The following is a 13522-nucleotide window of genomic DNA, read 5'->3' on the forward strand; positions in this document are numbered from 1 at the left end:
CCGGGGCATGGCGATCTACCTCACCAAGGAGAGCAAGGTCCTCGTCCAGGGCATGACCGGCGCCGAGGGCATGAAGCACACCCGCCGCATGCTCGCGGCGGGCACGGACGTCGTCGGAGGCGTCAACCCCCGCAAGGCAGGACGCACCGTCGACTTCGACGACCGCGCCGTCCCCGTCTTCGGCTCCGTCCGCGACGGCATCGAGGCCACGGGCGCCGACGTCACCGTGGTCTTCGTGCCACCCGCCTTCTCCAAGGCGGCGGTCACCGAGGCCGCCGACGCCGGGATCGGCCTCGCCGTGGTCATCACGGAGGGCATCCCCGTGCACGACTCCGTCGCCTTCCACGCGTACGCCAAGGAGCACGGCACGCGCGTCATCGGCCCCAACTGCCCCGGGCTCATCACGCCCGGCCAGGCCAACGCGGGCATCATCCCCGCCGACATCACCAAACCCGGACGCGTCGGCCTGGTCTCGAAATCGGGCACGCTCACCTACCAACTCATGTACGAGCTGCGCGACATCGGCTTCTCCACCTGCGTCGGCATCGGCGGCGACCCCGTCGTCGGCACCACGCACATCGACTGCCTCGCCGCCTTCGAGGACGACCCCGACACCGAACTGATCGTGCTCATCGGTGAGATCGGCGGCGACGCGGAGGAACGCGCGGCCGCGTACATCCAGCGGGCGGTCACCAAACCCGTCGTCGCCTACATCGCCGGCTTCACCGCACCCGAAGGCAAGACCATGGGCCACGCGGGAGCCATCGTCTCCGGCTCTTCCGGCACCGCGCGCGCCAAGCAGGAGGCGCTGGAAGCCGCCGGGGTGCGGGTCGGCGCCACACCGACGGAAACCGCCCGCCTCGTTCTCAACCGCCTGGGGGCGTGACGTCACTCATAGGTGACAGGCCCTGACTGCACTAGCGTCCCCCAGCACATACGCCCGGACCGCGAACCGAGCGGCGCCGCGCGAGCCATGTACGCCCCGCCCCGACTGTGCACCGTGAGCGGAGACACCCGAATGGCACCCACCCTCACCAACCCCCGCGTCCTCAAAGCCGGTACGGCCTGGAACGACGCCTGGCGACGCTGCATCGCCGCCGCGCCCGAGGCCTTCCGCGACGACCGCGTCCTCAACCTGTGGAACGGCACCTGGCAGGCGGACGGCAGGGCACTGCCCGCCACATCCCCCGTCGACGGCAGCCCCATCGCGGGCCCGCCGCGCCTCGACGCCGCCACCGCCCAACAGGCCGTACGCGCCTCACTCGACCAGCACCGCGCCTGGCGCCACATCCCGCTGGACGAACGGCGCGCCCGCGTCGCCGCCACCCTCGACGCCCTCACCGAACACCGTGAACTGCTCGCCCTCCTCCTCGTCTGGGAGATCGGAAAGCCCTGGCGGCTCGCCCAGGCCGACGTCGACCGGGCCATCGACGGCGTGCGCTGGTACGTCGACGGCATCGAGCCGATGGTCGAAGGCCGCACCCCGCTGGACGGTCCCGTTTCCAACATCGCGAGCTGGAACTACCCGATGAGCGTGCTCGTTCACGCAGTGTTGGTACAGGCACTCGCGGGCAACGCGGTCATCGCCAAGACCCCGACCGATGGCGGCGTCGCCTGTCTGACCCTGGCTTGCGCACTGGCCGCCCGCGAAGGGATTCCCGTCACCCTCGTGAGCGGCAGCGGCGGAGAGCTGTCGGAAGCGCTGGTCCGCGCACCCGAGATCGGCTGCGTCTCCTTCGTCGGCGGACGTGACACGGGCGCCGCCGTCGCCACCGCCGTCGCCGACCTCGGCAAGCGGCACATCCTCGAACAGGAAGGACTGAACACCTGGGGCATCTGGAACTACAGCGACTGGGACGCGCTCAGCGCCGTCATCCCCAAGCTCTTCGACTACGGCAAGCAGCGCTGCACCGCGTATCCGCGCTTCGTCGTCCAGCGGGGCCTCTTCGACGAGTTCCTCGCCGCCTACCTCCCGGCCGTGCGCACCGTCCGCGTCGGCCACCCCCTGGCGGTCGAACATGCCGATGACCCGTTCCCGCAGCTGGACTTCGGCCCGCTGATCAACGCGGCCAAGGCGAAGGAACTGGGCGATCAGGTGACGGAGGCGATCGACCGCGGTGCCGTGCCGCTGTACCGCGGCGCTGCGGCGGCGGACCGCTTCCTGCCCGGCCAGGACACGGACGCGTACGTCCACCCCGTCACGCTCCTCAACCCGCCGCCGTCATCGCCGCTGCACCACGCGGAGCCGTTCGGCCCGGTCGACACCATCGTCCTGGTCGACACGGAGGCGGAGCTGCTCGCCGCCATGAACGCGTCGAACGGAGCGCTGGTCGCCACGCTGTCGACCGACGACACCGCGACGTACGAACGCCTCGCGCCGCAGATCCGCGCGTTCAAGACGGGCCACGGCAAGCCCCGCTCGCGCGGGGACCGTGACGAGCTGTTCGGCGGGTTCGGCGCGTCCTGGCGCGGCGCGTTCGTCGGCGGCGAACTCCTTGTGCGCGCGGTCACGCACGGCCCGGCGCAGGAGCGGCCGCCGGGGAACTTCCCCAGCTACCACCTCATGGCGTGAGAGCCGGTCCGGCAGGGGATCGGGTGGCTAGCCGATGCCCTGCCGGTCGGGCAGCAGCGCGAACGCACGGTCAGCGGCCTCCGGGACCGTGCGTTCCACCGCCTGCGCGAGCAGCTCGCGGTGGCGCAGGAGCGGCTCCCTGCGCTCCTCGGGCGCGAGCCGCAGCAGATCGTCGAGGCCGGCCAGCATGCGCCGGGTGACCTGCGGATTGCCGATCGCGCACCCCCGGATCTCGGCGAACCCGAGATCCACGAGCGCCGTCCAGTCCGGCACGGGCTGCACCATCCGGACGGCACCGCGCCGGTCGCGGTGGCGCAGGGCGCCCAGCGGATAGCCGGCCACCGACGCCAGGAACTGGATGATGCGGTCCAGGGCCTGCACGGCGGTGGTCGGATCGTTCACCGCGGGGGAGAGGGCTCGCAGCGCGATGTCGGCGAGCTGTCGAAGACCGAACCCAAGGTCCTGGTGGAAGGTGCGTTCCACGCCGACGTACACCGTGTACCGCAGTGCGCGCCGTGACGGCGCGGCCCCGCCGTGGACGGTGAACACCGGGGTCCCCGGCACCACGAAGTCCCCGATGCGCGGCAGCAGCCGCAGCACCACACCGTGGCGTCTGGCCGCCCGCACGACGCGGGCGATGTGCACGTCCCGCAGCACTCCGGCCCGCCCGAGGTGAGTGATCCGGGCCGTGGCGGGGCCGAGGCGTTCGTCGTCCACCGCGCCTTCGGTCGGGTGCTTCACGGCGACCCGGAACGACTCCCGGGCGATCCGGTCGATGACGAAGCTGATCCGCATCATGCGGAGCGTGCCGTTCACGTACGCCACGAACAACAGCAGACTCAGGAACACCATTGCCATCGCCAGGACCGACTCGACCAGCGGCACGCTCGTCAGCCGCCGCGGATCGGTCTCGCTGTCGAAGGACGTCAGCGTCATCAGCGAGAACAGGAACGTCGCCAGAAAGACGGTGAGCGTGATCTTGGTGATCCGCGACCTGACGTACAGCCGCACCACCCGCGGACTGAACTGTCCGCTGGCCATCTGCACGGCCACCAGCGAGATGCTGAAGACGACACCGATGAAGGTCATCATCGCCGAGCCGATGGTGCTGATCACCGCCTTGGCGTCCTCGGCGATCCCCATCAGGCTCTCGACGGTGTCGTACTCCCCGGCGTCCTGCGCCGCCGCCACGATCTTGCTGTCCAGCTCCGCCGCGACGGCCCACAGCACCATGGCCCCCACGAGCCCGGCGGTCGGCGCGAACCACATGGTGTCCCGCAGATGCTCGCGCAACGGGGACAGCAGCCGAGGCCGCCGCACCTTCACATCACCGAGCACTCCCGTAATCAACCCGTCACTCATGGTGAGACTCTAGATGCGGCGGGGAGGGCCGCCGGGCATCCGCCCGCCGACCGACGGATACGCAGGTGAAAGGCACTCCGAAAGCTTGGTATTGTTGTCCATGTCGCCGCGGGGAACACCCCGCGAACGGCAGCACCTAGTCCGGGTGGCGGAATGGCAGACGCGCTAGCTTGAGGTGCTAGTGCCCTTTATCGGGCGTGGGGGTTCAAGTCCCCCCTCGGACACCAATCAGGTCCCCACGGTTCTTCGCGAACCGTGGGGATTTTTGGTTTTCGTGCGGGTCATCTGCCGGTCCGTAGCTTGCCGTGTGCGTCGGGGGCGTCTGCCCGCGTCAGCCGCCCAACGCCTTCCCTGCCCCAGTGAGCGGAGGCGCCAACAGCCCGTTGTTCGACTTGGTCGAGGTGCAGGCGTGGCTCGACATGCAGCGCAAGGGGCAGGGTGTCTCGGAGGAGGTTCAGCTCCGGCAGTCGCTGCGGGGAATCCACGGTGAAGACGTGATCGGTGGCCTTGCCGACGTCGCCCGCCTGCTCGCCGATGGGAAGCGTCGGCGTAGCTTCCGGCGGAGGCCCTCCGGCTGGCGCGAGTCATGGCGGAGAGCAGCTCGGCAGGTGACGTGGTCACCGCCTTCGCCGAGCGGTTCACCGAGTCCGTACGCCGGGCCGGTTCGGACCAGGAGGAACTTCAGGCTCCCGTTCATCCCCTTCTCGGGCAGCACCCGGCCGCGGGCCTGCGGCCCGTTGTTCGGCAGGCGCAGCCGGAACTCCTGGTTCGCCGCTGCGGCGCCGACGCCCGTCGTGCCGGGCCGCGCCTCGAATTGCTCGCTCACACCCACTCCTCGATCCGGCGCTCAAGGCGTCGGGGCCTCCCGTTTCCACTTGCTGTCCAGACGTGTCAGCGTCCGGAGGTCTCGACTTTGAACATCGGGTGCTTCATGCCGTCGGCGAACTCCAGGACACCTGGCTCGGTGTCCGGCACCATGAGCACCGTCGTGCCTCGGACGAACTCACCTGGGCGGGGGTGCGGTTCGACGAGGAGGTTCTCCTTCACGAGGCCGAGTTTCGCGCAGTTCCCGCCGATCTCCTGGTCGACCTTCGTGGTCTGCCCGCCCTTGCCCGTCCAGCGTGCCTGCGTCAGGTGCGAGGTGTCGAACTCTTCGTCGCTGGTGTTCTTGACCTTGAACTCCAGGCAGACGAACGTGGTTCCGGGATCGGCCTTCTCAGGTGAGAGGCCCGCTTCCTGGGGCAGGACGTCGGCCTGTTTCAACTCGGTGAGCGTCACCTCGGCCGAACTTGCGGGGATGTCGAACAGCTCGTTCGGTGAAATCGCGACGGGCAGTGTCTGCCCCTCCTTCAGGGTGGGGACCTAGCTTCCGCCCGCAGAGCGCGCACCGTAGGTCGGCGGTAAATCGCCGACCGCTCGGCGAGGTGCGGGCGGCTGCCTCGGCACTGAGTGCTTCGGTCCCCATCCGCACGCGCTGATTCCGTCCCGCGGCTGGAGCTGCTGATCCCTGGGTTCAGCTGAGGGCTTGGAGCAGCACTGACCGGATCCACGCGGGCGATTCCTCTGGGAGCGCACGGGTGTCAATGCCGAGGACGTCGATGATGCCGAGCCTGCCCTGGGGGCCGTCGACCTGGAGGCGGCGGTGCCTGTGTCCCCCCGGCTGGGGGTGGATGATCACCGAGTTCGGGGCGTCGGTGGGGGCGTAGCCGACGCTGTAGGTCAGAAGTTGGTGGATGTCGGCGGAACTGATGCCGTGGCGGTCGTAGCGCTTGTACTTCGCGTCCACCGGCAGCAGCGTGCGTCGGGCCGCGTCACGCCGGGGCAAGCTGAGCAGAAGGTCGGGCCGGAAGGTCGAGTTGTTGCCGAGGTCTCCCCGTACGGTGATTGCCGTGCGGCCGCTGCTGGTCTCGGGGAGGCCCCCGTTCAAGGCACCGGCCTCGGTTGCCAGGCGGCGAACGACTGCTTCCCAGAGCGCCGGCATAGCCAGCAGCAGGCCGTCCGCTGTATGGCCGTGGTCCGTGAGAAGGTCGGTCACGCCTCCGCCGCGCAGCAGCAGGCGGGCCCAGGTGTGGGCGGCACGGTAGCGGGCATTCAGACGCGTGTAGTGGGCGCGGTCCAGAGCGCGCAGCGCCGCGGCCGGGGTGGGAGCGCTCGGAAAGGCGCCGACGATCCCGTGGAGGTCGCGGGCCAGGTCGGAGCCGGTGGCCAGGCCGAGCGCCGCCTTCAGTGCGCTCCCCAGGACACGGTTGTCCCAGATGTCCGCCTCCCGGTCGAAGGTACGGACGTGCAGCTGGTCCAGTTGCCCATAGCGGCGGGTCGCTTGGGCAGCGACGTCCAGACGTCCCCGGAGTACCGGTTCGAGGCTCTGGCGGCGTACGTAGTCCCTGCGCAGGCCCTCGCGCAACAGCTTCTCGCACTGTTCGAGGAGGGCGGCGGCCACCAGGTCGGCATAGCCCTCCGGGCCGGTGGTCCAGCGTCTGGATGTCACCGGGACGGGCGTGCCGAGGGCATACGCGAGCCAGCTCATGAGCTGCTCTCCCGGAATGGCGAACTTGGGCTCGGCGACCAGGCGGACACGGTCCAGGACCAGGACCCCGACGGTTCCGTCGACCTTGAGGCGCCACCCGTTCCGGTCGGGGGACAGCGTGAGGCGGCCGTGTGCCTGGAGGGCGCGCAGGCGGTCGACGTCCCGGGGAGTGAGTTGTTCGAAGCCCAGCGGAGCGGACTCGTATTCGCCGAGCCGCAGCTCGGTGCGGTCAGGCATCGGGGCCGGGTACGCCGCTGGTGAACTCGGTCGCCAGCGCGTCGGCCAGGTCCTGCGGCGACATGAGGACGGGGCGTCCGGTGTCCGCGTCGACCAAGCCGCCGAGGATGCGGTGCAGCAGGTCGGCCCGGCCGAGGCAGTAGTCCTCCAGGAGTGGGATCACCTCGTGGTGGAAGGCGGCGGCCAGATCCCCCTCGGTGGCGAGCGGCCATCCGTCCCGCAGCAAATAGGCGTGCCCGATCTGGTGATCGGCGTCGAGATGGCGGGTGATGCGGGTGTTGAGGGACTCGAAGAACGCGGCCAGGTCCAGGGGGCCGACGGCTCCCGAGACGGCGTCCGAGTCGGGGCCCACGGGCAGGAAGGCGAAACGGCGGCGGACCGCGGCGTCCAGGTGGCTGATGCTCCGGTCCGCGGTGTTCATCGTGCCGATGATCCGGACGTTCGGAGGTACGGAGAAGCGCCGCTTGCTGACGGGCAGGGAGACCGGCAGGTTCCGCTTGTCGAGTTCGAGGAGCGTGATCAACTCACCGAAGACCCGCGGCAGGTCGCCGCGGTTGATCTCGTCGATGACCAGGAGGAACGTCTGCTCGGGATGGGCGGCAGCCCGGCCGCACAAAGTGTGGAACAGACCGTCCGCGAGGGAGAGAGTGAGCCCGGGGCCGGTGGTGCTCACGTCCGGTTTGAAGCCCTCGACGAAATCCTCGTATCCGTACGAGGGGTGGAAGGTGACGAGGTGGACACGGTCGCCGTGCAGCATCTCGGCCTGGGCCCTGGCACGTTGGACGGGGTCAGCCCCGAGCATGTCCGCGCGACCGGCCAGGGCGAGGGCGACTCCGAGCGCGAGCCGGGTCTTGCCCGTGCCCGGCGGACCGTGCAGGATCACTTGCCCCTTGCGCTCCAGCGCGTCCAGTACGGCCTGCACATCCTCGGGCAATGCGACCGGCACGCCCTCCTGTGCCTGGTCCGCGTCCACGGCGGAGTCGGAGCGACGCGCGGTGAACCTGGCGAAGAGGGCAGGGTCGACCTTCGCGAAGGTCGACCGCCACCCGTGCTGGGGCTTCGACAGTTTCTGCGCGCGTGAGTCGTCCCAGGTCACCGGGACGACGTGGTGGAACTCCGGGCGGTCCGGGTCGAAGCGGTAGCTCCCGTCGACCGTGCCGGTGGCCAGGACCTCGTCCGTCCCGCGGTTGGCGACGACCCGGTCTCCCGGCTCCAGGTCCCGGAAGGCCAGCAGTCGGCGGGCGAGGGTCAGGCTGCCCCCACTGCTGCGCGGCCAGTACGCGTCGAGCGCCTGCTTCAGTTCGGTGTCGTTCTGGTACTGGCCGAGATCGCCGAGCTCGTCCCACCCGACGCAGATGAACCCGCCGTCCCGGCATTCCTCCCACAGACGGCCGCGCTCGCCGGGGGCGATCTTCCAGATGGTGCGCTGCCGGGGACGTGGATCGAAGTGCGCGTACAGGAAGTGCATCACCTCCTGTCCCGTCCATCCCTCGAACTCCTCGCGCTCATGCACGAGTTCACGCAGCTGACGGTTTCTGCGCCAAGCCGGTGCGTCGGCCTCCGCGGCGCCGCCCAGCAGGGTGACGAAGCTGCGCAGATGTTCGTTCGCGTAGATGGGGAGGAAGTGCTGGGGGAAGTAGGTCGCCAGTGACTTCGTCACCAACGCCGGACCGAATCGAAGCAGTTCGAGATCGTCCAGGGCCTCGAAGTCTCCCTCCCCGACGCGGTCGAAGGCGCGGACGAACTGTCCGCGCAGTTCCGCCCACGCGTCCTGCGGATCCATGCCCCGCAGCGGAGCGGCCAGCCGCCAGTCGCCGGAGCGATGGTGGTACATGATGTGCTTCGCGGCGCTGCCGCCCTTGATGCTGCCCAGGTGCGGCGTGCCGAATTCCATGAGTTGGCAGTACGTCGGGCGTGACGCGGAGGGCTCGCCCTGACCGAGGGCATAGCGCTTCAGCGGCAGCTCTCCCCACTCCTCCAGCGGAAACAGGGACAGCACCTGCTTGCGCTGCTCCTCGGCGGCCGCCTCGTCCTCCGTCACGGCACTCCGGTCGAATTCGGCCGCCGCCGTGCGCACATCCACCCCACCTGTCATGACGGTCATCATGCCGGAATCCGGGGCAACGCCGCCTGCGCGAACCGGGGTTGAGTGACTCCCTGCGGGCGGCTTACGCGGGTGGGACAAGGACACCCTGGACGGGGAGCCTTCCGACAAGGAGACCATGCGCCGTCTCGCCCACGAAGACCCAGGACGCGACTTCTGGCTCAGCCGGCGCAACCGCATGAACCCGGGCGCCCGCCTGTGGTTCTTCTTCAGCCAGCCGGAGTCGGCGGTAGGCGCGGTGGCCGAGGTCGACAGAGAGCCGCGGGAGGTCTCCGACGACCCGGACTTCCCCTATCGGGTCGATGTGACCTTGCTTCAGGAGGCCACGGACGCGCTGTACCGCGATCCGGTGGGCCGGGACAAGCTGGAACTCGGCCAGGTGCGGACGGTGCAGAAGGTCAAGCCGGGGACGTTGAGCATCCTGCTGGCGAGGGCCGGTCTGTGAGCCGACCTACCGCCGGGGTGGGTTGCGGGAATGCCGGGAGATGCCTACTGCCCGCCAGGCGACGCTGGGTGTCGGCTGGTGCCGGGGCTTTTGCAGTCGGAGGGGTATGCGCGGGCGGTTTTCGACAACAGCATTCCGCCGCTGTCGGATGAGCAGTTGGAAGCGCAGGTCGTTGCGCGGATGGAGCGGCAGAGGATGTTGTGCGAGCGGCCCAACGTGCCGTTCAGCTTCATCGTCGAGGAGCACCTGTTCCGGCGTCGTCTTGGTGGGTGTGAGGTGACGCGGGGGCTGCTCGACCACGTGCTGGAACTGACAGCACCGCGCAATGTGACGCTGCAAATCATGCCGCTGGATGCCGAATCCCATGCCTGCCTGGACGGTCCCGCGCAGTTGTTGGAGACCCTTGAGCGGAGGCGGCTCGCGTGCTCCGAAGGGCAGCAGAACGGCCGCCTGATCAGCGACTCGAAAGAGGTGAGCCTCCTCTACCAGTGCTATGACACACTGCGCTCGCAGGCCCTCAACCCCAAAGACTCGCGGGGCCTGCTGGAGCGACTGCGAGGAGAGCTATGAGCACGACGAAACTCGCCTGGTTCAAGTCCAGCTACAGCGGCACCCAGGGCGACAGCTGCGTGGAGGTCGCCGTCACCGAACAGGCCATCTGCGTACGGGACTCCAAGGACGTGTCGCGCCCTCACTTTGCTGTCGGGCGTGAGCAGTGGTCGCGGTTCGTTGGGTTCGCGGCTGGGTCCTGAGTCGTGTCGTCCCGGCGGTCGCGTGGTCACCTTCACCGCCGGGCCACCGAGTCAGTGGAGGTCGGGTCCGCCCGCCTCAGCTATCTCGTCGAGCAGACTGATCTCCTCGTCGGCGTCGTCCGGGCCGTCAGGGCTCGTGTTGGGGAATGATCCGGGTGCCTCCTCGTCAGCGAGATGCGGGTACTTCTCCAGGAGGAACCGCCGCCGGTACGCCATCTCGGCGGCGTCGACGATCCCTTCCAGAGTGGACCAGTTGAGGGTGCCTCCGACGACGATCCCGACTGCGGGTACGGCCTTGTCGAGCCCCTTCTTGGTGAGGCGGAAGCCGACGCCTTCGCGAACTGCTGGCGCCGCTCCGGCGAACAGATCCGGGCCCTGCACGGCGGCGGGGTCCAGCTCTTTTCCCGCGCCGGCTCGATGCCCGCCACTCGTACTTCGCGGAACCGGACACCTCCGGTCCCGGCCGCCGCTGTTTCGTGGTCGCCTCTCAGCCCCACGCGGCCAGGAGCCGTCAGGTCGGCTGTATAAAGGCGCGCGGCGCCGGGATCTCAGCGGCGTGGGGGTAGGCGGCCGCCCGGTGCTGGAACGAGAGGATCTTCGGGTTCAGGATGACGCCGTCCTGGATCTCGATGGCGTTCCTGAGCGTGGCGTCGGCCTCCCATGACGCGGGTCCGGTCATGACCTTGCGCAGGTAGGGGAGGAGCGCCTCGCTGTTCTCCCACGTGGCGGAGTTCCACAGGTGGGACGGGCTGTGATCCACCGCGTAGTAGTGGCAGCCCGGTCCCACCAGGTGCATCGGCTCTCCGAAGGAGGTCGGGCGGGCCCATTCGAAGCCCATGCCCTCGTCGCAGGAGACGTCGATGAAGAAGGTCCCCGGCCGGAACAGGGCGAGGTCGTCCTCGGTGACCAGCATCATCGGGGCGTCGGTGTCCTGCCGGATGCAGTTGACGATGATGTCGAACCCGGCGAGGTACTCCGCGAGTGGCACGGGGCTGGGCTCGGTGAGTGCCTGCAGGCGGGAAGGGTCGTCCTCACGTTCCGCGAAGTGGCCCATCACGACCGACGGCATCGTCGAGGCCACCGCCGTCGCGGCGCGCTGGGTGAGCACCGTGACATCGGAGACCCCCATCGCGTCCAGGCCGGTGACCGCTCCGCGCGCCGTGGCGCCGAAGCTGATGACCACCGCACGCAGGCGTCGTCCGTAGCTTCCGGTCTGGCCGCCGAGCTGCAGGGCGTGCAACACCGAGCAGTAGCCGGCGAGTTCGTTGTTCTTGTGGAACACATGGACGCTGAAGGCGCCCGTCGACGTCCAGTGGTTCATGGCCTCCCAGGCGATGAGGGTCAGCCGTCGGTCGATGGCGATCTGCGTCATCTTCTCGTCCTGGACACAGTGCGGCCATCCCCACAGCACTTGACCTTCGCGCAGCCCGGCGACGTCCTCGTGCATCGGCTTGGGCAGCGTCACGATGTCGCACTCGGCGAGGAGTTGCTCGCGGGAGCGCAGTCCGGCGACGAGGGGGCGCAGTGCCTCGTCGCCGATGCCGAACCGTCTGCCGTAGCCCTCTTCGAGGAATATCTTCTCGCGTACGTCCGGGGGGATCCGGTCGAGGTGGGCGGGGTGCAACGGCAGCCGGAACTCGTTCTCCTTGTGGGAGGAGGCAAGCACTCCCAGACTCATCAGGCCCATGAACTTCCTCGTCGTTGAATTTTCGTCGTCCTTGTCGTCCCTGCCGCGTACCGCGCTACTGCGGGACGCGGCAGAGAAGGTGGACGGCGGCGCGACAGTGCGAGCGGGGAAGCATGGGGTGGCTCATTTCCGGCCGGGCAGGACGTGCTCCGGCATTGCCGTTCCCCGAGGGCGACGCCGAAACGGATGACGGCGTGCGAGGTGCGCTCGGTGCCGCAACCGTACCCCCCCTGGGGCCCTGGGAGTCCAGTACCCGTGCTCGCCGCCCCCTGTGGGCTCAGGCCGTGGACTCGGACGCCGGGCGCGGTTCTGTGTCCGCCCCGGGTGCCTCGGGTCCCGCCGCTACCTCCCGTACGGGAATGAACGCCGCGACCACCGCCGCCGCGAGGCCAACGCCGCAGCCCATCATCATGGCGGCCCGGAAGCCGTTCTCCGACGGGAGGAAGTGACCGCCGAAGTCCGTGGTCATCTGGGCCAGGACGACACCGATCACGGCTGCGGCGGCGGAGCTGCCGATCGAACGCATCAGGGTGTTGAAGCTGTTGGCCGACGCGGTCGCCGACTGGGGCACCGCGCTCATGATCAGGGCGGGCATGGCGCCGTACGCGAGGCCCACGCCCGTGTTGCAGATGAGCGTCACGACCAGCAGGCCCCAGGTCGAACCCATCAGGAGCAGGGAGGAGCCGTAGCCGAGAGCGATGACCAGCGCTCCGACAGACAACGTCACCTTGGGCCCGCGGGCGGCCGAGAGCTTCGCGCCGAGCGGTGCGAGGGCCATCATCATCAGGCCCGCCGGAGCCATCCACAGACCCATGGCCATCATCGACTGGCCCAGGCCGTAGCCGGTGGCCTCGGGCAGCTGAAGGAGTTGGGGGACGACCAGCGACTGGGCGTACATCGCGAACCCGACGAGCACCGAGGCCGCGTTGGTCATCAGGACCTGCGGCCGGGCGGTGACGCGCAGGTCGACCAGCGGCTCGTCGGTGCGCAGCTCCCAGCGGCCCCAGGCCAGCAGGACGGCGACCGCCGCGGCGAAGAGGCCGAGCGTGGTGCCGCTCGTCCAGCCCCAGTCGGAGCCCTTGGAGACGGCGAGCAGCAGGCAGACGAGGCCGCTGCCGAGGCCGACAGCGCCGAGGGCGTCGAAGCGGGCCGATCCGGTGCCCACCCGGCCCGCGGGCACGAACAGCCAGGCCAGGACGGCGACCAGGAGGCTCAGGGCGGCGGCGACCCAGAACAGTACGCGCCAGCTGGCGTTCTCGGCGACGGCAGCGGAGAAGGGCAGGCCGAGCGCACCGCCCACGCCCATGGACGCGCTCATCAGGGCGATGGAGGAGCCGAGCTTCTCGGGCGGCAGCACGTCACGCAGGAGGCTGACGCCCAGCGGCACCACGCCCATGCCGAGGCCCTGCAGCCCTCGGCCGACGATCATCGGCACCACGGAGGAGGCGAGCGCGCAGACCACCGACCCCGCGACGAGCGGCACCACGGAGACGAGCAGCATGCGCCGCTTGCCGTACATGTCACCGAGCCGCCCGGCCACGGGCGTCGCCACCGCCGCCGAGAGCAGCGTGGCCGTGACCACCCAGGAGGCGTTCGACGGGCTGGTGTCGAGCATGCCGGGGAGGTCGCCGATCAGGGGCACCACCAGCGTCTGCATGATCGCGGCCACGATGCCCGCGAGGGCGAGTACTCCGACGACGCGCCCCGGGCGGACGTCGGGCTTCGAGCTGACCACTGGCTTCTCCTTCGGCTTTCCGGGCGGCCCCGGACGGTCGCCGCGATGTGCACTATACATATGAAGTGCATGATGCATATGCCTAGTAGAATGCCTGCATG

12 protein-coding genes, 1 tRNA gene and 1 pseudogene are annotated in these 13522 nt (G+C 69.5%); 6 read left to right on the forward strand and 8 right to left on the reverse strand.

All coding sequences use genetic code 11. The annotated features are described in order from the left end of the window. Positions 1 to 7: 7 nt before the first annotated feature. Together sucD and E5671_RS37360 are read left to right on the forward strand one after the other, a co-directional pair. Entirely contained in the window at positions 8 to 886 is an 879-nt protein-coding gene (gene sucD, locus E5671_RS37355) for a succinate--CoA ligase subunit alpha (protein WP_160508446.1), read from the forward strand. A 132-nt stretch (positions 887 to 1018) separates the two neighbouring features. Continuing rightward, positions 1019 to 2572 (forward strand): aldehyde dehydrogenase family protein, encoded by a 1554-nt coding sequence (locus E5671_RS37360; RefSeq protein ID WP_160508447.1) that lies wholly within the window; start codon positions 1019 to 1021, stop codon positions 2570 to 2572. A gap of 27 nt (positions 2573 to 2599) precedes the next feature. Here E5671_RS37360 and E5671_RS37365 read toward each other — a convergent pair whose 3' ends face one another. Further along, positions 2600 to 3934 carry a DUF2254 domain-containing protein gene (locus tag E5671_RS37365; protein WP_160508449.1) on the reverse strand — a complete coding sequence of 445 codons (1335 nt, stop codon included), beginning with the start codon at positions 3932 to 3934 and terminating at the stop codon, positions 2600 to 2602. A gap of 139 nt (positions 3935 to 4073) precedes the next feature. On the opposite strand from E5671_RS37365, the gene E5671_RS37370 reads away from it, so the two are divergent. After that, positions 4074 to 4161, forward strand: a tRNA-Leu gene (locus E5671_RS37370). 227 nt (positions 4162 to 4388) lie between these two features. Here E5671_RS37370 and E5671_RS45590 read toward each other — a convergent pair. The 4 genes from E5671_RS45590 to E5671_RS37385 all read right to left on the reverse strand — a co-directional run bounded on the left by E5671_RS45590 (position 4389) and on the right by E5671_RS37385 (position 8793). Next, complete coding sequence (locus E5671_RS45590) at positions 4389 to 4760, reverse strand: hypothetical protein (protein WP_202121418.1); 372 nt, start codon at positions 4758 to 4760, stop codon at positions 4389 to 4391. A 65-nt stretch (positions 4761 to 4825) separates the two neighbouring features. Continuing rightward, the gene (locus tag E5671_RS37375; protein WP_237330319.1) at positions 4826 to 5212 is read right to left on the reverse strand and encodes a DUF4352 domain-containing protein; all 387 of its coding nucleotides are present in this window, start codon (positions 5210 to 5212) and stop codon (positions 4826 to 4828) included. A gap of 235 nt (positions 5213 to 5447) precedes the next feature. Next, positions 5448 to 6698, reverse strand: coding sequence for an McrC family protein (locus tag E5671_RS37380; RefSeq protein ID WP_160508451.1), 1251 nt, complete (start codon positions 6696 to 6698; stop codon positions 5448 to 5450). Continuing rightward, complete coding sequence (locus tag E5671_RS37385) at positions 6691 to 8793, reverse strand: McrB family protein (protein ID WP_160508453.1); 2103 nt, start codon at positions 8791 to 8793, stop codon at positions 6691 to 6693. Before E5671_RS37385 ends, E5671_RS37380 begins: the two co-directional genes overlap by 8 nt. A gap of 127 nt (positions 8794 to 8920) precedes the next feature. On the opposite strand from E5671_RS37385, the gene E5671_RS37390 reads away from it, so the two are divergent. The 3 genes and pseudogenes from E5671_RS37390 to E5671_RS37400 all read left to right on the forward strand — a co-directional run bounded on the left by E5671_RS37390 (position 8921) and on the right by E5671_RS37400 (position 9999). Then, positions 8921 to 9247, forward strand: a complete 327-nt coding sequence (locus tag E5671_RS37390) for a hypothetical protein (RefSeq protein WP_237330320.1) — start codon at positions 8921 to 8923, stop codon at positions 9245 to 9247. 69 nt (positions 9248 to 9316) lie between these two features. Then, positions 9317 to 9817: pseudogene (locus tag E5671_RS37395) on the forward strand (DUF5753 domain-containing protein); the annotation flags it as partial. Further along, entirely contained in the window at positions 9814 to 9999 is a 186-nt protein-coding gene (locus tag E5671_RS37400) for a DUF397 domain-containing protein (protein ID WP_160508455.1), read from the forward strand. The pseudogene E5671_RS37395 and the gene E5671_RS37400, both read left to right, overlap by 4 nt. Before the next feature lie 51 nt (positions 10000 to 10050). Here the strand turns inward: E5671_RS37400 and E5671_RS37405 are convergent, their stop codons facing one another. The 3 genes from E5671_RS37405 to E5671_RS37415 all read right to left on the reverse strand — a co-directional run bounded on the left by E5671_RS37405 (position 10051) and on the right by E5671_RS37415 (position 13421). After that, complete coding sequence (locus E5671_RS37405; protein ID WP_237330321.1) at positions 10051 to 10380, reverse strand: EcsC family protein; 330 nt, start codon at positions 10378 to 10380, stop codon at positions 10051 to 10053. Between the two features lie 130 nt (positions 10381 to 10510). Continuing rightward, the gene (locus E5671_RS37410) at positions 10511 to 11686 is read right to left on the reverse strand and encodes a N(5)-(carboxyethyl)ornithine synthase (protein WP_160508457.1); all 1176 of its coding nucleotides are present in this window, start codon (positions 11684 to 11686) and stop codon (positions 10511 to 10513) included. Positions 11687 to 11963: 277 nt separating this feature from the next. Then, positions 11964 to 13421 (reverse strand): MFS transporter, encoded by a 1458-nt coding sequence (locus tag E5671_RS37415; protein WP_160508459.1) that lies wholly within the window; start codon positions 13419 to 13421, stop codon positions 11964 to 11966. Positions 13422 to 13522 lie beyond the last annotated feature (101 nt).

Origin of the sequence: Streptomyces sp. BA2 (assembly GCF_009769735.1) — a bacterium.
Taxonomy (GTDB): domain Bacteria; phylum Actinomycetota; class Actinomycetes; order Streptomycetales; family Streptomycetaceae; genus Streptomyces.